Consider the following 19,175-nt stretch of genomic DNA (forward strand, 5'->3'; position numbering starts at 1 on the left):
GCTCCATGGCGAACATCATCGAGAAACTGACGGAATCGGTGCCCTCCTGGGGCGCGAAGTTGGCGTACGGCGAGAAGACCACGTTGGGCGGGCACGACCTCATCCCGGTCGCGCTCGTCGGCTTTGGCTTCGGCGGCGGTGAGGGCTCCAGCGAGATGCCCGACGGAGGCCTGGGGCCGGCGGGCATGGGGGTCGGTGAAGGCCGAGGCGGCGGCGGGGGCGGCTACTCGGTGCCGATCGGCGCCTACGTCGGCGGTCCGGACGGCTTGGAGTTCCGCCCCAACCGCATCGCCCTGATGGTGGTGACAGTCCCCGTGGTCACTGCCGTAGGTCTGGCGCTCGCGCAGATCATCCGCGCGTTCCGAGGCGCCGCCCCGAGCTGAGTGCGTCTCGTAGGCTGGATGCCAACGAGACGGACCGGAGAGTGCGATGGCTCAGACAGTATTGACCGACACGGCCGTTGCCGAGGTGATGGCCGAGCTGGCCGCGCTCGAGGACCCGCAGATCCGCGCGGTGAACGTCAACCACGGTGACGACCACGGCGTGAACCTCACCAAGCTGCGCGCGGTCGCCAAACGGCTCAAGACCCAGCAGGAACTGTCCCGCGAGCTGTGGGCGACCGGGGACACCGCGGCACGGCTGCTCGCCCTGCTGATCTGCCGCCCGAAGGACTTCGAACGGGACGAGTTGGATGCCATGCTGCGCGAAGCCGGCACACCCAAGGTGCAGGACTGGCTCGTGAACTACGTGGTGAAGAAGAACCCGCACGTCGAGGAGCTGCGCGTGCTCTGGTTCGCCGACACCGACCCGGTGGTCGCCAGCGCCGGTTGGGCGCTGACCACCGACCGGGTGGCCAAGTCTCCCCAGGGCCTCGACCTGGATGGGCTGCTCGAGCACATCGAGGCCGAGATGAAGGATGCGCCGGCGCGCCTGCAGTGGGCGATGAACCACTGCCTGGCGCAGATCGGGATTGAGCATCCCGAGCACCGCGCTCGCGCCCTGGCCATCGGCGAGCGCCTGGAGGTGCTCAAGGACTACCCGACTCCCCCTGGCTGCACCTCACCGTTCGCGCCCATCTGGATCACCGAGATGGTCAGCCGCCAGAAGGGCTGACGACAGCAGGCCCGACGACAGCCGGCTTCGAGCTGCGAGTCAAGCCGTCGGCAGCCAGGTTCGCGCTGCGGTGACCAGCGCCGTCACCCCGATCGCGAGAGTCGGGTCGATGACCGGAGCGTAATGCGGGGAATGATTCGACGGAACTGTGCGCAGAGCCGGGTCGGTCATGTCCCCGGTACTGAACAGCTTCGGGTCGGTGCCGCCGAGGAGCCAGTACGACAACGGGGCATCCGCGCTGGTCGCGAGGATTCCGACATCCTCGCTGCCGGCGCCGGCACCCGGGTCAAGAATCTGGTCAGGTCCGAGCCACTCGGCGAAGGCGCGAAGTGTCTTCCCCAGCGCATCCGCATCGTTGACCACGATGGGGAACCGCTCGATCTCGGTGATCGTCGGTTCTTCCGGGGCGCCTGCCGCCTGCGCCTCACCTTTGGCGATGCGCTCGACGCTGTCGAGGATGTGTTGACGAACCCCACTGGTGTAGCTGCGGATGTTCAACTGCAGCTCGGCCTCGCCGGGAATCACATTGGCCGCATCACCGGCGTGGATCGAACCGACGGTGAGCACCGCAGTGTCGGTGCTCGGAATCTCCCGCGAGACGATGGTCTGCAGGCGAGGCACGGTCGCCGCCGCCATCACCACAGGGTCGATGGAGTTCTGCGGCATCGAGCCGTGTGCTCCCTCGCCGACAAGACGAACGCGCAGGGAGTCCGACCCCGCATACGATGCACCGGCGTGCCCGGCGATCTTGCCGGCCGGCAGCGGGGCCACATGCTGGCCCAACACGATGTCGGGCTTGGGAACCTTCTCGTAGAGGCCGTCGTCGACCATGGCCTGAGCGCCCGCGCCGAGTTCTTCGGCGGGTTGGAAGACCACGACCAGCTCGACCGGTCCGAGGACAGCACCTCGGCTGCACCGATCAGGCAGGTCGTGTGGAGATCGTGCCCACAGGCGTGGGCCACGGGACGACCGTGCCGTTCGCGTTGGGTGCGGTAACGGTACTGGCGTAGGCGAGCCCGGTGTCCTCCCGGACCGGCAACGCGTCCATGTCGGCGCGCAACAGCGCGGTCGGGCCCGCACCGTTCTGCAGGACACCGGCCAGTCCGGTGCCGCCGATGCCGGTGGTGACCTCGAACCCGAGTGTCGTCAGGCGTTTCGCGACGATCTCGGCGGTGCGATGTTCCTGGAAGCCGAGTTCGGGGTGGGAGTGCAGATCCTTGTAGAAGTCGGCCAGGGCCGAATCGGCGGTCAAATTTTCCTTCACGGTACTCACGAGCATCCCTCCTGGAGATCGCTCCAGAGATTTTCGAGAGCGATGAAGGCGCCACTTATCGCGTCTGGCGCCTTCAATTTAGCGCCGCTCGGAACCGATCGGAAGGCTGCACACCTCAGCGCTGATGGCTTCGTGACGGTCGCCGATCACGGCCCCGCAGGCCACCGGATCGGTTCAGGGTTCGGCAGCGCCCAGCAGGGTGAAATCGCCACCGAACACACCCGCGTGGAAGCCGCAGATCCTATCTGCGCCCCGTGAACAGGGCGTGCAGCAGCGGAATGACCGACCCGATCATCAGGACCGCGGCGAGTACCGCATCGTCACCGCGGAGCACCGCGCCGGCGATGAGCAGGGCACCGAACAGCACCGCCGACACCACCCGGCCCGCGGTGCGCTCCAGCCGCGCGACCCGCCGCTCAAGGCCCGGGCTCGTCACCGCCACAGTGCCGTCCTCGAAGCGGGTGACCAGCCCGTCCAACCGTTTGGGCAGACGCCAGGCGATACCGGCGTTCTCGAGAGCCTGTTTGCCGAGGTCCTGCACCACGTTGCCGCCCTCGTCGCGGATCAGCTGCGAGGCGTAGGGCTCCACCGAATCCCAGAGGTTGAAGGCGGGGTTCAGCGAACTGCAGACCCCGGAGGTGAGCGACATCGCCCGGATGATCAGCAGAAAGTTCTCCGGCAGCTGGAACGGCAGCGCCCGCACGACATCCCCGAACTGGATGGCGAAGTCGCGGAACTCCCGCGGGTCCACCTCGCGCAGCTCAGCGAAGCCCATGCCACCGAAGCGGGCGAAGAGCTGCTTCATCGCCTTCTCCAGCTCGGAGGTTTCGGCCGAGGGCAGCAGCACGCCCAGGTCGCGGGCCGCATTGACCATGCCCGTGCCGTCGCGCGAGGCGGCCGCGATGAGCATCTTGCGAAGGCCCGCCCTGGTGGTCGGCGGCACCTCGCCCATCATGCCGAAGTCGATGAAGGTGAGCTTCCAACCGCGCCCGCTCGGGTCATCCGGCACCGGGGTGACGAAAATGTTGCCCGGGTGCGGGTCGGCGTGGAAGAAACCGGTGTTGAACAGCTGGTCGAACATCACCGCGGCGAAGACCGGGGCCACCTCACCGGGATCGATGCCGGCCAGGCCGAGCCCCACGGTGTCGGTGATCTTGATCGCCGTCACGTCCTCGAGGGTGAGCACACGCCGGGTCGAACGCTCCCACACCACGGCGGGCACGCTCACCCTGTCGTCGTCCTCGAATTCCTCCGCGAACCGCACCGAGCTGGCGGCCTCGTGCAGGTAGTCGATCTCCTCCAGGCTGGTCTGGGCGAATTCCTCCACCAGCGCGGGCGCATCCACCCGGTCGGAGACCAGCCGCACGTGGCTGAGCCAGCCGCCCACCTTGCGGAGCGCCGCCAAGTCCACGTCGACGATGGTGTCGATGCCGGGCCGCTGCACCTTGATCACCACACCGGTCAGCCCGGTATCGGCGGCGTCGAGCGGGCCGAGCCTCGCGCGATGTGCCTGACCCAGGGATGCCGCCGCCAACGGCGTCTCCTCCACCCAGGTGAACGCGCGCTCCAGCGGCATGCCCAGCTCGGCCTCGGCGAGCACCCGGATCGCCGCGAACGGCACCGGCGGCACCTCGTCCTGTAGACCCTCGAGCTCGGAGGTGATCTCGGGCGGCAGTACGTCCAGGCGCGAGGACATGAACTGGCCGACCTTGATCATCAGCCCGCCCAGGTCCACCGCGAGCACGTGGAAGCGTTTAGCGAAGCGGGTCATCCGCTTCGCCCGGGTGCGCTCCGCGACCTTCGCGAGCCCGATGCGCGGAAGCAGCAGCTCGTAGAACCAGGTAACGGCCAGATTCCAACCGGCGAAGCGCAGGATGCGACGGTAACGGGCTCGCGTGTCCCCCGCGCCGGGATTCACGCTCGGTGATTCCCGGCGAACCGATGGCACCCGTCAGTCCTGGGCGAGGATCGAGTAAATCCGCCGACGTGCCTCGTCGATTGCGGCCACGGCCTGCTTGACCTGCTCGGGAGAGCCGGTACGGCCCACCTGCGCGGCGGCCTGGGCGAGCTCGATGCCGGCCTTGGGCAGCGCAGTGAACTTGGCGTCCTCCGTGTCGCTCTCCGGTGCCCACGGCGTTGATCCGGCCGAACCGGCAACTTCCTCGCGGCCCGCGTCCGTGAGCGAGTAGGTCTTGCGACCGTTGGATTCCTCGGCGCTGATCAGACCCTCGTCGGCCAACAGCTGCAGGGTCGGGTAGACCGAGCCGGCGCTGGGCTTCCAGTGGCCGCCGCTGCGCTCCTCGATCTCGTGGATGATCTGGTATCCGTGCATCGGCTGCTCGGCGAGCAGCGCGAGCACGGCCTGGCGCACGTCGCCGCGACCCATTCGGGTGCCCACACGCTTCTCGAACTTCGAACGCAGCTGGTCCATCGCCTGCCACATGCCGTCGGCGTTCATGCCGCTGCCGAACCCACTGGTGGGGAATGAAGTGCCCATGATGATCTCCTCAATGACTCGCTAACGATACTCAACGATATAGTCAGACGCGCGGGATCGAAAGGGATTGCGGGCTGCGGCCCGCGACTCTCAGCGAACTGTCGTCAAACGCCAAGAACCTAGGATGATCCCATGCAGTTTTCCCTGTGGGTGGCGCTGGTCGGCGCGGGCACCTTGATCAGCTTCACGCCGGGAGCAGGGGCCATCAACACGATGAGCAACGCCCTGAACGCGGGCTTCCGCCGCTCGATCTGGGGCATCCTCGGCCAGCAGGCCGCCTTGCTCATCCACATCGTCGTCGTGGCACTCGGTGTGGGTCTGCTCGTGGCCAGTTCGCCGCTCGCGTTCAACGTCATTCGTTACGCGGGTGCCGCCTACCTGGTGTACCTGGGCATCCGGCAGTTTCTGGCGAAGCCGGAGTTGGATACCGAACAGACCAGGGCTTTGAGCGATGAGCCGCGTTGGTCGATGTTCCGACGCGGGCTGTGGGTGAACATGCTCAACCCCAAGGCGATCGGTTTCTTTCTGGCGTTCCTGCCCCAGTTCATCCGGGTCGACCGGCCGTTGCCGGGCCAGTACCTGATCGTGGCCGCCACCGTCGTTGTGATCGACATTCTGGTGATGTGGTTCTTCTTCGCCGTTGCGGCACGCTCATTCCAGCGGTTCACCCGCGACGCTCGGGGTCAGCTGGTGGTGAACCGGGTCTTCGGTGTGCTCTTCGTGGCCGTCGGCGTGCTGCTCGCGGTCATCCACTGAGGTCTCGGGCCGTCGGCGGTTGATGCCGGCCCGCCGTTAGGGTGAGCACATGCGATGGGGTCGAACATACTTCGCCGTGCAGGCGATTGCCGGTGCCGCGTGGTGGTTCGCCGTGTTCGCGTCTCCCCCGGTGCGCGACGTGACCCTCGGCGGCCTCAACCCGATTGTTGTCGCCGCCGTCGACATCCCCCTCTTCGTCGGAGCCTCGGCGCTGGCGGCGCTGGGCGTGCAGGGCGCCGCGGTGGTGAGCACCGCGTGGACCGGCATCGTCGCCATCGCGTTGGCGGGGTATGCCACCGTCACCACGGAAGCCGGCTGGGGCGTGGTCATCATGGCGGCGGCCACCGCCGGGTCCGCGTTCGCGCTGTGCCTCGTGGTGCTCGGGCGCATCCCCACCGAGTGGATGATTCGGGGCCCGTTCGCCTTCCGGCCCGCCGCCGTGCGCTCTGCCGCGGCGTCCCACGTGGTCTCGACCTTCTCGCAGATAGCGGTCTTCTGGGGTCTGTTCCTCGTGGTGATCCCGCTCATCGCCGCGGTCCTCGAGCACCGCTGGGCAATCGCCCTGCAGTTCCCTGCGTTCAACGTCCCCCTCGGCGTCGTCGTGTTGACGGCCGCCAGCGCTCTGGGCATCTGGTCGGCCATCGTGATGTCGACGCTGGGAGACGGCACACCGTTGCCCTCGGCGATGCCGAACAGCCTGGTCATCGCCGGACCGTACCGCTGGGTGCGCAACCCGATGGCGGTCTCCGGCATCGTGCAGGGTGTTGCGGTCGGCCTCATCCTCTCGTCGTGGCTGGTCCTTAGTTATGCGGTCGCCGGCTCGCTGCTCTGGAACTACGCCATCAGGCCGCACGAGGAGGCCGACCTCGAACAGCGCTTCGGCGCCGACTTCCGCCGGTATCGGGACGCGGTGCGGTGCTGGCTTCCCGGAGCGCCGGTGTCGCCGTCCAGCCCGTGACTTAGGAAGGACGGGCGGCGAGTACGCAGAATTCGTTGCCCTCGGGGTCGGCGAGGACTATCCAGGAGGCACCATCCTGGCCGACGTCGGTACGGCTCGCACCCAGGGCGATCAGCCGCTCGACCTCGGTTGTTTGATGGTCGGGCACGAAGTCCAGGTGCAGGCGGTTCTTCACCCTCTTCTCTTCGGGCACGGCGGCGAACAGCAGTGTCGGATGGGCACCCTCCGCGGGTGCGATCTCCAACTCATCGTCGTTCTCGCCCACCACAACCCAGCCCAAGGCGTCTCGCCACCACAGCCCGAGCGCCTTCGGGTCGCGGCTGTCGATGACGACTTCTTCCCACATCAGTGACATGCCCACAGAGTACCCGGGCGGTTACTCGACGCGCCGGCACCCCGCTGCGCAGTAATGTGGACTCCATTGCCGTCGCCCTGCACCAGGACGACACCCCGATCCAAGGAGAACCAGATGTCGGTCGGCTTGCTCGCCGTAGTCGATGACATTCTTACCGCCGCCCTCAAGGCGAGCGCTAAGACCGCCGGCGTCGTCATCGACGACGCGGCCGTCACCCCGCAGTACGTTCAAGGGCTGACACCCGCGCGGGAGCTGCACGTTGTCTGGCGGATCGCCCTGGGCAGCCTGTTCAACAAGTTCGTCATCATCATCCCCCTCGCGCTCCTGCTCTCCGCGTTCGCGCCCTGGGTGTTGCCGTTCCTGTTGATCCTCGGCGGCACCTACCTGTGCTTTGAGGGTGCGGAGAAGGTCACCGAGTGGTTCGGCGTGCATCACGCCGTCGCCGAGACCGAATCGCGGGATGAGAAAAAGCTGGTCTTCGGCGCCATCCGCACCGACCTCATCCTCAGCACCGAGATCATGCTCATCGCCCTGGCCAGTCTCGACCCCGACTTCGGCATCTGGATGACGCTCGGCGCCCTGGTGGTCATCGGCCTCGGCATGACGCTGCTCGTCTACGGTGCTGTCGCGTTGCTGGTGAAGATCGACGACATCGGGCTGTCCATGATGAAGAACTCCGCACGCCAGGTGCGCCGCACCGGCGCCCGCATCGTGGCAGCGATGCCCGCCGTGTTCAAGGCGATCAGCATCATCGGAACCGTCGCCATGCTGTGGGTCGGTGGTCACCTGGTGATCACCAACCTGGCCGAGACCTTCTGGCACGGCCCCTACGACGTGCTGCACGCCGTGACGCACGCTGTCGAAGCCGCAGGACCCGTCATCGTCTGGGTCACCGACACGGCGATGTCGGCCGTGTTCGGGGTCATTCTGGGCATAATCGTTGTCGGAATCGTTCTCGGTCTGTCGCGCTTGCTCAAGCGGAACCAGCCGGAGAGCGTCGCGCACTGAGCAAAGTCAAAGATGTCCCGCGGGTGCGAGCAGGACGGATGGCCGCTAGGTCACGAGAGCTGACGCGCACAGTCAGAATCCGTGCCGGCCGCGGTCAGTGTGATTCGTCCAATTCGGCGTAGAGCCGCGTGGTGTGCAGGGCGAGATAGGAGATTTCGTCGGTGGTGATGACCCGGTTGATCGCCGTGCCGATCAGCTCGGCGATATCCACCGCGGCCTCGGCCGCTTCGGGATAGGCCTGCTGCACCGCGCTGAGCACGTCCAGGCGGGATGTCTTCAGTTGTTTGTCACTGGCGGCCCGGGCGAACACATAGCGAAGATGCGTCACGAAACGCGTGGCACTGCTCGCGTTCTCATCAATGGGTCGGCCCCAGCGCTGCGCCAGCCGCAGGAAGACCCGGCTGATGGTCTCGGTCATGGCGACGGTCTTCGAGAAGTCACCCTTCGTCCACTGCTGGTTGACGAAGTGCAGTGCAAACGCGACCCATTCGTCATCCTGCAGCCGCACGCCGAGCCGTTCGTTCACCAGGATCAGCACCTGCCGCCCCAAGGCTGCTTCGGCGGGATAGAGCTGGGCCACCTCCCACCGCAGCGGGAAGTCGATGAGGGTACCTTCTCGCGCCCGGTGCACCGCGAAGGTGAGGTGGTCAAGCACCGGGATCATCAGCGACTGTCGCGGCTCCAGGCCCAGCGCCGCATGACCCAACTCGGTGATCGTCTGGGCCAAGGCGATGTGGTCGGAGGGTGCGTCGCTCAGCAGTCCCGCCAGCTGAGGGGCCCGGTAGAGCCCCTCAGCCACGAATCGTTGATCGGCCAAGGTGATGTCGACGGTTTCTCCCGGGCGGCGTTGGAAACCGATTCCTTTACCCAGCAGCACCACCTCGGTGCTGTCTGCTTCGACGGCGAGCAGCACGTTGTTGTTGTAGACGCGTTTGATGCTGGCCTGTTTCGACGAGATCAGGTCGGACTCCTCGGAGTGTCCGCTCCCTGCGGTTACCGCCATGGACAGCCCCCTATTTCTGACGGACCGTGATCACGGAGGCGCCGTTGGCCTGCAGATCCGGCTCACTCATGGAGAACTTGGCCCCGTTGGTCAGCAGGACGGGGGTGACCATGGACGGTACCTTCGTCTTGATGTCGAGCAGGTCGCAACTGATGATCACGTCACCGCGGGAGACCGTCTCGCCGGCCTGCCGGTGACCGGTGAATCCCTTGCCCTTGAGGGTCACGGTGTCGATGCCGATGTGGACCAGGATCTCCGCCCCGTCGTGGGTGCGGACGGCGAACGCGTGCAGCGTTTTTGCGACCAGGACCAGTTCGCCGTCCACCGGGCTGCGGAAGAATCCGCTCGTCGGCATGACGGCGAATCCGTCGCCGACCGAGCGCTGTGCGAAGACGGGGTCCGGAACCTCGTCGAGGGAGACGATGCGCCCTGACACGGGGCTGTAGACGGACTCGCTCTTTTTCTTGAATGGGTTGAGCATGTGCGTGTTCCTTTAGTCGTCGAGGCCGAGGCTCTCATTAATTGCGCTCTTGTACAAAATGGCTTTGCCGCCGTAGACCGCCTGAACGCCGCCCCGGACTTCGAACACGTCCGTGGCTCCCAGCTTCCGCAGTGCGGGCTTGTCGACTTTGCTGGGGTCCTTCACCGAGACGCGCAACCGGGTGATGCAGGCGTCCACCTCTTCGAGGTTGGTCGCTCCACCGAGGGCGTGCAGGATCTGTGCGGCTTCCTTCTCAATCGTGCTTTCGCCGCGTCCGCCGACCGTGACCGGCACGAGGGCGGATTCGTCCTGGGTTTCCGGCTCGGCCACGCCGATGGTGTCTTCGAGGTGACCGGGAGTGCCGATCTTGAACCGCTTGATCGCGAAGCGGAAGGAGAAGTAGTACAGCGCGAACCAGACCGCGCCGATCGGCAGCACGAGCAGCCAGTTGGTCTGGTCATTGCCTTGCAGGATGCCGAAGAGCGTGAAGTCGATCGCGCCTCCGGAGAAGGTGTTGCCGAGACGGATGTCCAGGATGTCGGCGAGGAAGAACGAGACACCGTCAAGGAAGGCGTGGAACACATACAGCAGGGGTGCGACGAACAGGAACATGAACTCGATCGGTTCGGTGATACCCGTGATGAACGAGGTCAGCGCAACGGAGAGGAACAGGCCCGTGTACTTGGCGCGGCGGCCCTTGGGGATGCAGTGCCACATGGCGAGGCAGGCGGCGGGAAGGCCGAACATCATGGTGGCGAAGCGGCCGGAGAAGTAGCGGGTGCCCTCGGTGTACAGACCGACGTGGTTGGGGTCGGCCAGTTGCGCGAAGAAGATCTTCTGGGCACCCTCGACCATTGTTCCGTTGACCAGCTCCGTTCCGCCCAGCGGGGTGTACCAGAACAGCGGGTAGATCATGTGGTGCAGGCCGACCGCGCCGCTCAGGCGCATCCCGAACCCGTAGAAGAACGTCCCCACCGGCCCGAGGCCGGCCATCCAGGTGCCGGCGGAGAGCATGCCCTGCTGGATGGGCGGCCAGGTGAGGAAGAAGAAGATGCCCACGAAGATCGCGGCGAAGGCCGTCACGATCGGCACAAATCGAGATCCGCCGAAGAAGCCGAGAACCGCCGGCAGTTCGATGTTGCGGTAACGGTTGTGCAAGAACACGGCCGTGGCGCCGATGACCAGTGCGCCGACGACACCGGTGTCGACGGGTTCGGCGTCGGGCTTGAAGATGTCCAGCATCGCGGTGATGGTGGCCGTCATGACCAGGTAGCCGACGATTCCGGCCAGGGCAGCGGTGCCCTTGTCCCGCTTCGCCAGGCCGATGCAGAGACCGATCGACAGCAGCAGGGCCAGGTTGGTGAAGATGGTCGATCCGGCGGCGGACATGACGCCAAAGATTCCCTGGAGAATCGTGTTGTCCAACGCCGGGAAGGCCTGGACAGTGTTGGGATTGGACAGCGCGCCACCAATGCCGAGCAGGAGCCCGGCGGCTGGAAGGATCGCGATCGGCAGCATGAACGCTTTGCCGATCTTCTGGAACTGCTTGAACATGATGACTGCTCTCATTTCAGGCGCGGCAACAGAGGCGCGCAGGAAGGAAGGGGTTGACGGAGAAGTTGTTAGGCGAGGGCTTCGACGAACTCGGTGGCGATTTCCAGGGGCCTGGTGATCGCACCGCCGACCACGACGCAGAAGGCGCCGAGATCGATCATCTGTCGGGCCTGATCCGGGGTACGGATCCGGCCCTCGGCAATGATGGGAACCGCGGTCTGGGCGACCAGCTGTTCGACCAGGCCGAAGTTCGGCGCCGGTGCGGCCAGGGACTGGGGCGTGTAGCCGCTGAGGGTGGTGCCGACGAAGTCGACCCCAGCCTCAGCCGCGGCCAGGCCCTCCTCGAGGGTGGCGATGTCCGCCATCAGGGCGAGTCCCGGGTGTGCGGACCGGATCTGCTCGACGAAGGCGGCCGGGCTCAGGCCGTCGACGCGCTCACGGTGGGTGAGATCCACAGCCACGATGTCCGCGCCCGCAGCGACGAGGGCATCCACCTCGGCCATCGTCGCGGTGATGTAGGGCTCGAACGGCGGGTACTGCTTCTTGACGAGCCCGATCACCGGAAGCTCGACGGCGGCCTTGATCTCACGGACATCGCGGGTGGAGTTGCTGCGAATCGCCACCGCACCTGCTTGGGCAGCCGCTGTGGCCAGAAGCGGCATCACACCGCCATCGGCGACGAACAGCGGCTCGCCCGGCAGCGCCTGGCAGGACACGATAAGACCGCCACGCAGGCGGTTCAGAAGGAGGGGGCTGGTCATGGACGTACCTCGGTCACTGAAAGACGGGATAGTCATGCACAGAGCAGTGCATGGACTTTCGTCTCAGGTTTTGCCGTAAGTTACAATCCCGATGACTCTGGCGAAATGATCGCGCTCGTATAACGTACAGGTTTTTCGCCGGTTCGTCGAGAACGACCTTCAGTCAGAGGTGCCGTCGTGCGCTCGGTGCTGGGCGAGCTGCTGGAGTTGCCAGTTGTGCACGTCGGGCAACCACTCCAACGGGGCCGCCGGGCCGACCCGCGGGTCGTCGGGAACACCGCCATCACGCAAGGCCTGCACGTACGCGCGATCCTGGGTGATGCGCGTTCGAAGCTGAACAGCCCCGCCGATTGAGCCGTGACCGGGGATGACGACAGCCATGTCGTCCGCCACCCCCTCGAACAGCCGCAGCGCTGCGCGGTAGTCCTCGATCGGATTCGTGGCCTGCAGGTCGAGGAACGGCATCAGGATGTCCGAGAGCATGTCGCCGGCAATAAGAACACCGCGCTCCTCGATCACCAGCGCCGCATGGCCCGGCGCATGCGCCTGATGCTCGATGATGCGAATTCGGGGGCCGTCCCAGGGAATCTGCGCGGCTTGGGCGGGCAGACCGGTGATGAAGCCGAGTAGATCCATCGGGATCTCGTCGGCGTACTCCGGCGGCAGCCCCTCGGCGATCTGGTCCTTCCAATCCGCGCTGGACAGCACACCCCGGATGGAGGTCGCGCAGCGGGCGGTGCCATACCGGGGCACCACACCGAAGCTCGGGTGCCAGAGCACGTGGTCCCAATCCGGATGCGTCGAGAAGCCGGCCACCACGGGCTGGCCCAACGCGCGAAGGTCGTTCGCAAGGTCGGTCATTTCGTTCGTGGTGATGCCGGGGTCGATGAGCAAAACGCCGGCCCGGCCCTGCACAACAACGGAATTGCTCTGGATGAACTCGCTCACGTGAACCAGCACACCCTCCGCGACCTCCGTCAGCATGGGAGTCCTTCCGCTTGAGTTTGCGATCGATTGTCGAAACGGTACTACTGGCGGAAGTGGAGCACCACGGGCGAAGCGGGTGAGCCGTGACATGTCCACGGGGTCTCCCTACAATGGGGTTCAACAGTCTTCATTCGGCTGAGACTGTCGATTCGAGCGGCGGCCGTTCGAACTCGCGACGCGACTCTGAGCGCACCGGGGAGGACGATCGCATGGGCAGCACGGACGACGCACCCACCGCATCCCAGGCTCACACCGACCCACCACCCGGTGGCGCGCGCACGTTCGCGCAGGTGCTGGTGAACACGGCGGTCGCGAACGTCACGACGAGTTTTCTCTGGTTCGCCCTCACCTTCTGGGTCTATCTGGAGACACGGTCGGTGCTCGCCACGGGCATCATCGGCGGAGCGTACATGCTGCTCGTCGCCGTGTTCTCGATGGCGTTCGGCACGATCGTGGACCGGCATCGCAAACACCTGGTGATGGTGTTCGCGGGCCTGGTCACCCTGCTCGCGTTCGGCATCGGCGGCGGGTTGTATCTCGTGTTCCCGGAGTCCACCCTGCTCGACATCACCGGGCCGATGTTCTGGCTGTTCAGCGGAATCATCCTCTTCGGTGCGGTCATCGAGAACATGCGCAACATCGCACTGTCAACGGTCGTCACGCTGCTGATCCCGACCGAGCGGCACGCGAACGCGAACGGGATGGTCGGCACGGTGCAGGGGCTCGCCTTCATGGTGACCAGCGTCTTCAGCGGGCTCGCGATCGGGTTGTTGGGCATGGGCTGGACGCTCCTCATCGCGATCATTCTGTCGGCGGCGGCCCTCCTGCACCTGCTTTTCCTCCGCATCCCCGAAGACCAACCGAAGCAGGACGGCGAGCGGCGTCCGTTGATCGACCTGCGCGGCAGCATCACGGCGGTGCGAGCGGCGACGGGACTCTTCGCGCTCATCATCTTCTCCACGTTCAACAACTTCATCGGCGGCGTGTACATGGCGCTCATGGACCCCTACGGTCTCGAGCTCTTCCCCGTCGAGGTGTGGGGAATCGTGCTCGGCGTCTCGTCGACCGGGTTCATCGTCGGAGGACTGCTGATCGCGAAGTTCGGGCTCGGACGCAACCCGGTGCGCACGATGCTGCTGATCGTGATCCTCATGGGCGTGCTCGGGGCGCTGTTCACGGTCCGCGACTGGTGGTGGCTGTACGCCGCGGGCATCTGGCTCTACATGACGCTCATCCCCGCCGTCGAGGCGTCCGAGCAGACCGTCATCCAGAAGGTCGTGCCGTTCCAGGTGCAGGGGCGGGTGTTCGGGTTCGCTACGGCGATCGAGTCGGCATCGGCCCCGATCACCGCGTTCCTCATCGCGCCGATCGCCGAGTTCGTCATCATCCCGTTCATGAACTCGGATGCCGGGCGCTCCAGCTTCGGTGCGCTGCTGGGCGACGGCCAGGCCCGCGGTATCGCGCTGGTGTTCCTCATCGCGGGGATCGTGATGGTGCTCGCGGCCATCGGGGCGTTCTTCACAAGGTCGTACCGCCGCATTTCGGCGCAGTACCTCGACCAGGCCGAGTCGGTCTCGGCCGAGGGCGCTCACGATCCGACCGCGGAAGCGCAGCTACGGCACTGACCCGCACTAGGTCCCCAGCTACGGGCACCTAGCCGGAATCCGCTCACCCCGGCTATCGTGGCGTCCAGCGTCTGGCGCAGCACAGGACGTGACCCCAAACAGATGAAGTCGCTTTCGCGACGTTACGGATTGGAAGTCAAATGCCAGAAAGCAGCAAGCCGACCATTGTCCTTGTTCACGGTGCCTGGGCGGATGCGTCCAGCTGGAATGCCGTGAGCGCACCCCTTCAAGCCGAGGGCTTCACGGTGTTGGCCCCGCCCAATGAGCTGCGGGGACTGACATCGGATGCGGCATACATCGCGTCCTTCCTCGCACAGCGCACCAGCGGGCCGGTGGTGCTCGTCGGGCACTCGTACGGTGGCGCGGTGATCACCAACGCCGCCGCACAGGGCGGCGACGTGCGGGCTCTCGTCTTCGTCGACGCCTTCATCCCGGACGAGGGTGAGACCGTCGTCGGCCTCCTCGAGGGATCGGGTTCCGCGCTCGCGGTCGCCGACCCGACGACGGTGTTCGATGTCGCGGGCTATCCGGGTGCCCCGGAAGGCGCCGCCGAGGCGTTCCTCAAGCCCGAAACCGTGCACGACGCGTTTGCTCAAGACCTGCCCGAAGCTGATCGGTGGACGATTGTCGCCACCCAGCGCCCGGCCTCCTTCGTCGCGAACGTGACCCCGTCGGGCCCTGCGGCGTGGAAGACGATCCCCAGTTGGGCGGTTCTGGGCACCGACGACAGAGTGATTCCGATTGCCACGCAACGCCGGATGGCGGAGCGTGCCAACTCGACGATCACCGAGGTCGACGCCTCCCACGTCTCGATGGTTTCGCATCCGGAGGCCACTCTCGCCGCAATCCACGCGGCGGTGGAAAACAGCGTCACCCCGGCCGGAGTCGAAGCCGGCCGGGCACGCTAGCCGGCTAGGCCAGCGTCGGCTGCAACAGCCCCTCCAGGCGTCGGTAGCTGGTCTCCATGCCGTCGGTCATGCCGGTCGCCAGCACGGCGTCACGCTGCTCAGCGTTGGCGTAGGTGATGACGAGTGCGAGCAGAGTTCCGCCCTCCACTTCCGTGAGGGTCAGCTCGTTGAGCGTTGCCGGGAAATCCATCCCGATCATCGCTTCTGTCGTGACCGCGCGGTGCGGTGCCTCCGACTCGAGCAGCTCGCCGGTGAAGCCGAAACGCTCGTCGCCACCATCCCGCTGCCACTCGTAGCGGTAGCTGTCGCCGACGCTGGTCGCGATCTCGCACACGGGCATCGACCAACCGTCCGGTCCGAGCAGCCACCGCTGCATGAGGGCCGCATCGTTGTGTGCCCGCCACACCTGGTCGACGGTGCCGCGGATGACCCGCGCCACCCGCACCTGGGTGTCGCTGAGGATTTGCGCCTCCACCGCGCGCTCGGCGGCGAAGGATGCCAGGTCGGCCAGCACCTGATCGATCTGAGCCATCGCCTCGCGGGTGCCTTCGAGCATGCCCATGTCGATGAGCTGCTGCATCTGCTCGAGCGAGTCGAAGCGCGACGTCGTCGTGAGGCGGCTGCCGGTGTCCGTCTCCTCGAACGCAAACTCCACGCGCGTGGCCGGGAGCTCGGTGTTCGGCACTCCCGCCGCATCCGAGAACCGGTCGAGCACGGCAAACGAGCGCGGAGCGTCGGCTGAGGTCCACTCCCAGCAGCCGTAGTGCACGTCTCCTTCTGGCCCGGTCATGGCATAGACGCTGCGTCCGCCGGCTACGGCGTCGTGTCGGAGGAACGCGGCCGGATAGGTCGGCGGGCCCCAGAACCGCTCGATCTGGCGCGGGTCGGTGTAGGCATCCCAGAGCCGGCGGAGTGGGGCCGTGAAGTCGGCGACGATCGTGATGGTGAGCTGGTCGAGGTCTTTCTCGACAGTGGTGACGGGCATGATGTTCCCTTCGGTTAGGTGTCGGGTGGAGCCGGGTCGTCTTCAGCGAGCAGGATGTCGAGGCGGTCGATGCGCGACCGCCAGAGGTCTTCGAAGCGGTCGAGCAGGCGCTGCGCCTCGCGGATACGGTCCGGGTTTGCCCGCACCATCCGCTCACGACCACGTGGTTCTTTGGTCACGAGCCTGGCCTCCTCCAACACTGCAACGTGCTTCTGAACTGCCGCGAACGACATTTCGTAGGAATCCGCCAACTGCGATACCGAGACATCGGCGACCAGCGTGCGCCGCACGATATCCCGCCGCGTCGCGTCCGCGAGGGCGCGGAAGAGGCGGTTTACGTCCTGATCGGAATACTCTAATACAACCATTTGATTGTATGATATGCGCCGAAAATGAATCGCGCAACTACTCGGGCCTGCTGAGCCGAATCGGACGGTCCGCTGCGATTTCGGCCGCGAGGTCCGCCACACCTGCGAGGATTTCCTACCGGACCTGAGAACGGTACGGTCAGCGTCGGACGCTGTATTGGTGCTCGGGGCGCCCCGTCGACCCGTAGCGGAGGGTCACTTCGACTTCACCGCGGGTTGCCAGGGCCGCGAGGTGCCTCTGCGCCGTGGCGCGAGACAGACCGGCGCGACCGGCGATCACGCTGGAGGACGATTCGCCGTCCTGGAGCATTTCAATAATCAGCTTCTCGGTGGTGGAACGCGAGGTGGAGGCCACTCCCCCGTCCCGGCCATGCAGCACCCGCTGAGCCCGTTCGATGGCGTCCTGGTCAAGTTGGCGGTCTTCTGCCACCAGGTTGCGGAACCGGCGATAGGCATCCAGCCGCTCGTTCAGCCTGGCGGGCTCGAACGGTTTGATGAGGTAGTCCAACGCCCCCGCGCGGAACGCACGGCGGACGGTGGCGCCATCGGACGCCGCACTGATCATGACCGCGTCGACGTCGATCTCGGCGACGAAGGCGATGCCGTCGCCGTCGGGGAGGTAAACGTCGCAGAGGACGAGGTCGGGCCGAAAATCACGCATCGCCGCGCGGGCGGCGCGCACTCCCCGCACTGGTTCAAGAGCGGTATAGCCGGGGCGCGCCGCGACGATGTCGCGATGAAGGCCACCGACATGGAAGTCGTCGTCGATGACGAGCACGTGAATCGTATCGGGCATCAGTCTTCTCCTTGTCGGGGGCGGGTCGGTGCCCGCATGACCGCGGGCAGTCGGGCGCAGAACACGGCACCGCTTCCGTCGTGACCGCCGGCGTCGGCAAGCCATACCTCTCCGCCGAGACGCGCGGCGATGTCGCGGACCAACGGCAGACCGATGCCCCGCCCATGCACCGCGTCCGGGTCGAGGTCGGTTCGCGGAACGTCGCTGAACACGCGAGCCCCGTTCGCCACCCCCTGCCCGGAGTCGGACACCGTCATGACGAGAGTGTCGGCGTCGTCGAGCAACTCCACGTCTACCCAGCGCGGCTGCTGACCGTACACAGCCGCGCTCACGGCGTTGTCCACGAGGTTGGCGAGCACGGTGGCCACATCCTCGGGCAGAGAGACGACTCCCCGCACCAGCGAGTCCGCCCCCACGGTCAGGTGCACGCCACGTTCACCGGCTTGCGCGGTCTTCGCCTCCAGAAGCGACACCAGGAAAGGCTCGGTCAGGTGCTCACCGGTGGACGGACCGCCGGCGGTGCGGGACGCCTCCAACACGTCGTCGAGGTAGTCCCGTGCGTCGGGCACGCGGCCCGCATCCATCAGACCGGCCGTCACGTGCAGCCGGTTCGCGAACTCGTGGCGCTGCACCCGAAGAGCATCCGTCATCGACGCCACGGTTTCGAGGCGATCCGTGAGGGTCACGACGTCGGTCCGGTCGCGGATCACCGCGATCAGGCCCAGGTCCCGATTACCGTGCGACACCGGGTGGGTGTCGATGTAGACCACATGGTCGGCGAGCACGACCGGTTCGGCCGCATCCGGTCCCCGTCCACCCGTCGCCGACAGCTTCCGCTCACCGGTCAGGGCAGCGATCACCGGCCCGGGCAGGGCGAGGTCGTGGATGCGGCGGCCGACCAGGTCGGGGATGCCCAGCAATCGCGCGGCCGTTGTGTTGGCGACGGTCACGACGTCGTCCGGGCCCCACGCGAGCACCCCGTCACCGACGCCGTCGAGCACCGCAGCCTGGTTCTGGACCAGCGCGGACATCTCTTCGGGCTGAAGGCCAAGGGTGAGGTGCTCGAGGCGGCGGCGGAGGACGAACGACACGACAGCGCCCAGTGCCAGGGCAACGACGGCGGCCAGCGCGACGCCCCCGAGCAGGAGGGGAAGCTCTTTGAAGACACTGCTCGGGGCGAACCCGACGCTCACCTCACCGGTCGGTTCATCGGTGTCGGGGTCGCGAACCGGCACTTTGGCGCGCGCGGACTCGCCGAGGGTGCCGGCTTCCCAGGACACCGTCTCGCGTCCGGCCAGAGCTTCGGCGAAGTCCGTGCTGACCTCCGCTCCGAGCAGCTGCGGATCGGGATGTGCGAGTCGGATTCCGTGATCATCGGTGATCACGATGAACAGCGCGCCGGTGTTGGCCTTCGCCGCTGCCGCCAGAACGGACAGCGGTCCGCCGCGGAGGCTCGCGTTCGTCGGCGTTCCGATGTCGGCAGACGCGAGGGCGACATCGGCGCGCACGTCGGAGTCGGCGGCGACCGTGCGTGCGATCGACAGCGCGGAGGTCTCGGCCTCGGCCCGGAGCTGTTGCACGCCGATGGAGACGAAGACACCGGTGCAGATCGCGACGATGACGGTCACGCAGGCGAGCTGCCACAGCAGCATCTGCGTCGAGAACCGCACCTTCGCCTCCTTGCGACGCATCGAGCACAATGCGCAGAACTAACGATATGCGCAATACGTGCAGCAAAGCGACTTAC

Annotated in this window: 21 protein-coding genes; 7 read left to right on the top strand and 14 right to left on the bottom strand. The window is 66.4% G+C overall.

Features of this window, described 5'->3' with window-relative positions; all coding sequences use genetic code 11:
- Window positions 1-5 precede the first annotated feature (5 nt).
- Together RCH12_RS06815 and RCH12_RS06820 are read left to right on the top strand one after the other, a co-directional pair.
- Window positions 6-383, top strand: a complete 378-nt coding sequence (locus RCH12_RS06815) for a hypothetical protein (RefSeq protein WP_103432351.1) — start codon at window positions 6-8, stop codon at window positions 381-383.
- A gap of 46 nt (window positions 384-429) precedes the next feature.
- On the top strand, window positions 430-1,113 hold the full coding sequence (locus tag RCH12_RS06820; RefSeq protein WP_327016421.1) for a DNA alkylation repair protein: 684 nt from the start codon (window positions 430-432) through the stop codon (window positions 1,111-1,113).
- 39 nt (window positions 1,114-1,152) lie between these two features.
- Here the strand turns inward: RCH12_RS06820 and RCH12_RS06825 are convergent, their stop codons facing one another.
- The 4 genes from RCH12_RS06825 to RCH12_RS06840 form a co-directional block, all read right to left on the bottom strand.
- On the bottom strand, window positions 1,153-1,989 hold the full coding sequence (locus RCH12_RS06825; RefSeq protein WP_327016422.1) for a M20/M25/M40 family metallo-hydrolase: 837 nt from the start codon (window positions 1,987-1,989) through the stop codon (window positions 1,153-1,155).
- Between the two features lie 43 nt (window positions 1,990-2,032).
- Window positions 2,033-2,377, bottom strand: coding sequence for a hypothetical protein (locus RCH12_RS06830; protein ID WP_327016423.1), 345 nt, complete (start codon window positions 2,375-2,377; stop codon window positions 2,033-2,035).
- Window positions 2,378-2,627: 250 nt separating this feature from the next.
- Window positions 2,628-4,334 (bottom strand): ABC1 kinase family protein, encoded by a 1,707-nt coding sequence (locus tag RCH12_RS06835; protein WP_327016424.1) that lies wholly within the window; start codon window positions 4,332-4,334, stop codon window positions 2,628-2,630.
- A gap of 3 nt (window positions 4,335-4,337) precedes the next feature.
- The gene (locus RCH12_RS06840) at window positions 4,338-4,883 is read right to left on the bottom strand and encodes a PadR family transcriptional regulator (RefSeq protein WP_327016425.1); all 546 of its coding nucleotides are present in this window, start codon (window positions 4,881-4,883) and stop codon (window positions 4,338-4,340) included.
- Window positions 4,884-5,015: 132 nt separating this feature from the next.
- Between RCH12_RS06840 and RCH12_RS06845 the strand changes: the two genes are divergently transcribed.
- Window positions 5,016-5,639, top strand: a complete 624-nt coding sequence (locus RCH12_RS06845; protein ID WP_327016426.1) for a LysE family transporter — start codon at window positions 5,016-5,018, stop codon at window positions 5,637-5,639.
- Window positions 5,640-5,688: 49 nt separating this feature from the next.
- Window positions 5,689-6,597: an isoprenylcysteine carboxylmethyltransferase family protein gene (locus RCH12_RS06850; RefSeq protein ID WP_327016427.1), complete on the top strand. Its 909-nt coding sequence runs from the start codon at window positions 5,689-5,691 to the stop codon at window positions 6,595-6,597.
- 1 nt (window position 6,598) lies between these two features.
- Here RCH12_RS06850 and RCH12_RS06855 read toward each other — a convergent pair whose 3' ends face one another.
- The gene (locus RCH12_RS06855; RefSeq protein ID WP_327016428.1) at window positions 6,599-6,952 is read right to left on the bottom strand and encodes a VOC family protein; all 354 of its coding nucleotides are present in this window, start codon (window positions 6,950-6,952) and stop codon (window positions 6,599-6,601) included.
- A 114-nt stretch (window positions 6,953-7,066) separates the two neighbouring features.
- Between RCH12_RS06855 and RCH12_RS06860 the strand changes: the two genes are divergently transcribed.
- On the top strand, window positions 7,067-7,960 hold the full coding sequence (locus RCH12_RS06860) for a DUF808 domain-containing protein (RefSeq protein ID WP_327016429.1): 894 nt from the start codon (window positions 7,067-7,069) through the stop codon (window positions 7,958-7,960).
- A 94-nt stretch (window positions 7,961-8,054) separates the two neighbouring features.
- On the opposite strand, the gene RCH12_RS06865 is transcribed toward RCH12_RS06860, so the two are convergent.
- From RCH12_RS06865 to RCH12_RS06885, 5 genes are all read right to left on the bottom strand, one after another.
- Window positions 8,055-8,963, bottom strand: coding sequence for a PRD domain-containing protein (locus tag RCH12_RS06865; RefSeq protein ID WP_103432360.1), 909 nt, complete (start codon window positions 8,961-8,963; stop codon window positions 8,055-8,057).
- Window positions 8,964-8,973: 10 nt separating this feature from the next.
- Window positions 8,974-9,444 (bottom strand): PTS sugar transporter subunit IIA, encoded by a 471-nt coding sequence (locus tag RCH12_RS06870; RefSeq protein ID WP_103432361.1) that lies wholly within the window; start codon window positions 9,442-9,444, stop codon window positions 8,974-8,976.
- Window positions 9,445-9,456: 12 nt separating this feature from the next.
- On the bottom strand, window positions 9,457-10,998 hold the full coding sequence (locus tag RCH12_RS06875; protein WP_327016430.1) for a PTS transporter subunit EIIC: 1,542 nt from the start codon (window positions 10,996-10,998) through the stop codon (window positions 9,457-9,459).
- A gap of 68 nt (window positions 10,999-11,066) precedes the next feature.
- The gene (locus tag RCH12_RS06880; RefSeq protein ID WP_327016431.1) at window positions 11,067-11,759 is read right to left on the bottom strand and encodes an N-acetylmannosamine-6-phosphate 2-epimerase; all 693 of its coding nucleotides are present in this window, start codon (window positions 11,757-11,759) and stop codon (window positions 11,067-11,069) included.
- Window positions 11,760-11,918: 159 nt separating this feature from the next.
- Entirely contained in the window at window positions 11,919-12,743 is an 825-nt protein-coding gene (locus RCH12_RS06885; protein ID WP_327016432.1) for an MBL fold metallo-hydrolase, read from the bottom strand.
- 212 nt (window positions 12,744-12,955) lie between these two features.
- On the opposite strand from RCH12_RS06885, the gene RCH12_RS06890 reads away from it, so the two are divergent.
- Window positions 12,956-14,371, top strand: coding sequence for an MFS transporter (locus RCH12_RS06890; protein ID WP_327016433.1), 1,416 nt, complete (start codon window positions 12,956-12,958; stop codon window positions 14,369-14,371).
- Between the two features lie 140 nt (window positions 14,372-14,511).
- Window positions 14,512-15,279 (top strand): alpha/beta fold hydrolase, encoded by a 768-nt coding sequence (locus tag RCH12_RS06895; protein ID WP_327016434.1) that lies wholly within the window; start codon window positions 14,512-14,514, stop codon window positions 15,277-15,279.
- Between the two features lie 4 nt (window positions 15,280-15,283).
- Here the strand turns inward: RCH12_RS06895 and RCH12_RS06900 are convergent, their stop codons facing one another.
- The 4 genes from RCH12_RS06900 to RCH12_RS06915 form a co-directional block, all read right to left on the bottom strand.
- Entirely contained in the window at window positions 15,284-16,264 is a 981-nt protein-coding gene (locus RCH12_RS06900) for an SRPBCC family protein (RefSeq protein ID WP_327016435.1), read from the bottom strand.
- Between the two features lie 14 nt (window positions 16,265-16,278).
- A complete protein-coding gene (locus tag RCH12_RS06905; protein WP_327016436.1) occupies window positions 16,279-16,632 on the bottom strand; it encodes an ArsR/SmtB family transcription factor in 354 nt (117 codons plus the stop codon).
- Window positions 16,633-16,771: 139 nt separating this feature from the next.
- Window positions 16,772-17,428 carry a response regulator gene (locus RCH12_RS06910; RefSeq protein ID WP_327016437.1) on the bottom strand — a complete coding sequence of 219 codons (657 nt, stop codon included), beginning with the start codon at window positions 17,426-17,428 and terminating at the stop codon, window positions 16,772-16,774.
- Window positions 17,428-19,098, bottom strand: a complete 1,671-nt coding sequence (locus RCH12_RS06915; protein ID WP_327016438.1) for a sensor histidine kinase — start codon at window positions 19,096-19,098, stop codon at window positions 17,428-17,430. The genes RCH12_RS06910 and RCH12_RS06915 overlap by 1 nt, the downstream gene beginning before the upstream one ends.
- Window positions 19,099-19,175: the final 77 nt, after the last annotated feature.

The sequence above is a fragment of the Cryobacterium sp. MP_3.1 genome, from assembly GCF_035984795.1.
GTDB lineage: Bacteria > Actinomycetota > Actinomycetes > Actinomycetales > Microbacteriaceae > Cryobacterium > Cryobacterium zongtaii.

What these genes read in the sequence shown, in the direction of transcription:
- RCH12_RS06815 (WP_103432351.1), top strand. Translation starts at nt 6, where the DNA reads ATGGCGAACATCATCGAGAAACTGACGGAATCGGTGCCCTCCTGGGGC.
- RCH12_RS06820 (WP_327016421.1), top strand. Translation starts at nt 430, where the DNA reads ATGGCTCAGACAGTATTGACCGACACGGCCGTTGCCGAGGTGATGGCC.
- RCH12_RS06840 (WP_327016425.1), bottom strand. Translation starts at nt 4,883, where the DNA reads ATGGGCACTTCATTCCCCACCAGTGGGTTCGGCAGCGGCATGAACGCC.
- RCH12_RS06845 (WP_327016426.1), top strand. Translation starts at nt 5,016, where the DNA reads ATGCAGTTTTCCCTGTGGGTGGCGCTGGTCGGCGCGGGCACCTTGATC.
- RCH12_RS06850 (WP_327016427.1), top strand. Translation starts at nt 5,689, where the DNA reads ATGCGATGGGGTCGAACATACTTCGCCGTGCAGGCGATTGCCGGTGCC.
- RCH12_RS06855 (WP_327016428.1), bottom strand. Translation starts at nt 6,952, where the DNA reads ATGTCACTGATGTGGGAAGAAGTCGTCATCGACAGCCGCGACCCGAAG.
- RCH12_RS06860 (WP_327016429.1), top strand. Translation starts at nt 7,067, where the DNA reads ATGTCGGTCGGCTTGCTCGCCGTAGTCGATGACATTCTTACCGCCGCC.
- RCH12_RS06865 (WP_103432360.1), bottom strand. Translation starts at nt 8,963, where the DNA reads ATGGCGGTAACCGCAGGGAGCGGACACTCCGAGGAGTCCGACCTGATC.
- RCH12_RS06870 (WP_103432361.1), bottom strand. Translation starts at nt 9,444, where the DNA reads ATGCTCAACCCATTCAAGAAAAAGAGCGAGTCCGTCTACAGCCCCGTG.
- RCH12_RS06875 (WP_327016430.1), bottom strand. Translation starts at nt 10,998, where the DNA reads ATGTTCAAGCAGTTCCAGAAGATCGGCAAAGCGTTCATGCTGCCGATC.
- RCH12_RS06880 (WP_327016431.1), bottom strand. Translation starts at nt 11,759, where the DNA reads ATGACCAGCCCCCTCCTTCTGAACCGCCTGCGTGGCGGTCTTATCGTG.
- RCH12_RS06885 (WP_327016432.1), bottom strand. Translation starts at nt 12,743, where the DNA reads ATGCTGACGGAGGTCGCGGAGGGTGTGCTGGTTCACGTGAGCGAGTTC.
- RCH12_RS06890 (WP_327016433.1), top strand. Translation starts at nt 12,956, where the DNA reads ATGGGCAGCACGGACGACGCACCCACCGCATCCCAGGCTCACACCGAC.
- RCH12_RS06895 (WP_327016434.1), top strand. Translation starts at nt 14,512, where the DNA reads ATGCCAGAAAGCAGCAAGCCGACCATTGTCCTTGTTCACGGTGCCTGG.
- RCH12_RS06900 (WP_327016435.1), bottom strand. Translation starts at nt 16,264, where the DNA reads ATGCCCGTCACCACTGTCGAGAAAGACCTCGACCAGCTCACCATCACG.
- RCH12_RS06905 (WP_327016436.1), bottom strand. Translation starts at nt 16,632, where the DNA reads ATGGTTGTATTAGAGTATTCCGATCAGGACGTAAACCGCCTCTTCCGC.
- RCH12_RS06910 (WP_327016437.1), bottom strand. Translation starts at nt 17,428, where the DNA reads ATGCCCGATACGATTCACGTGCTCGTCATCGACGACGACTTCCATGTC.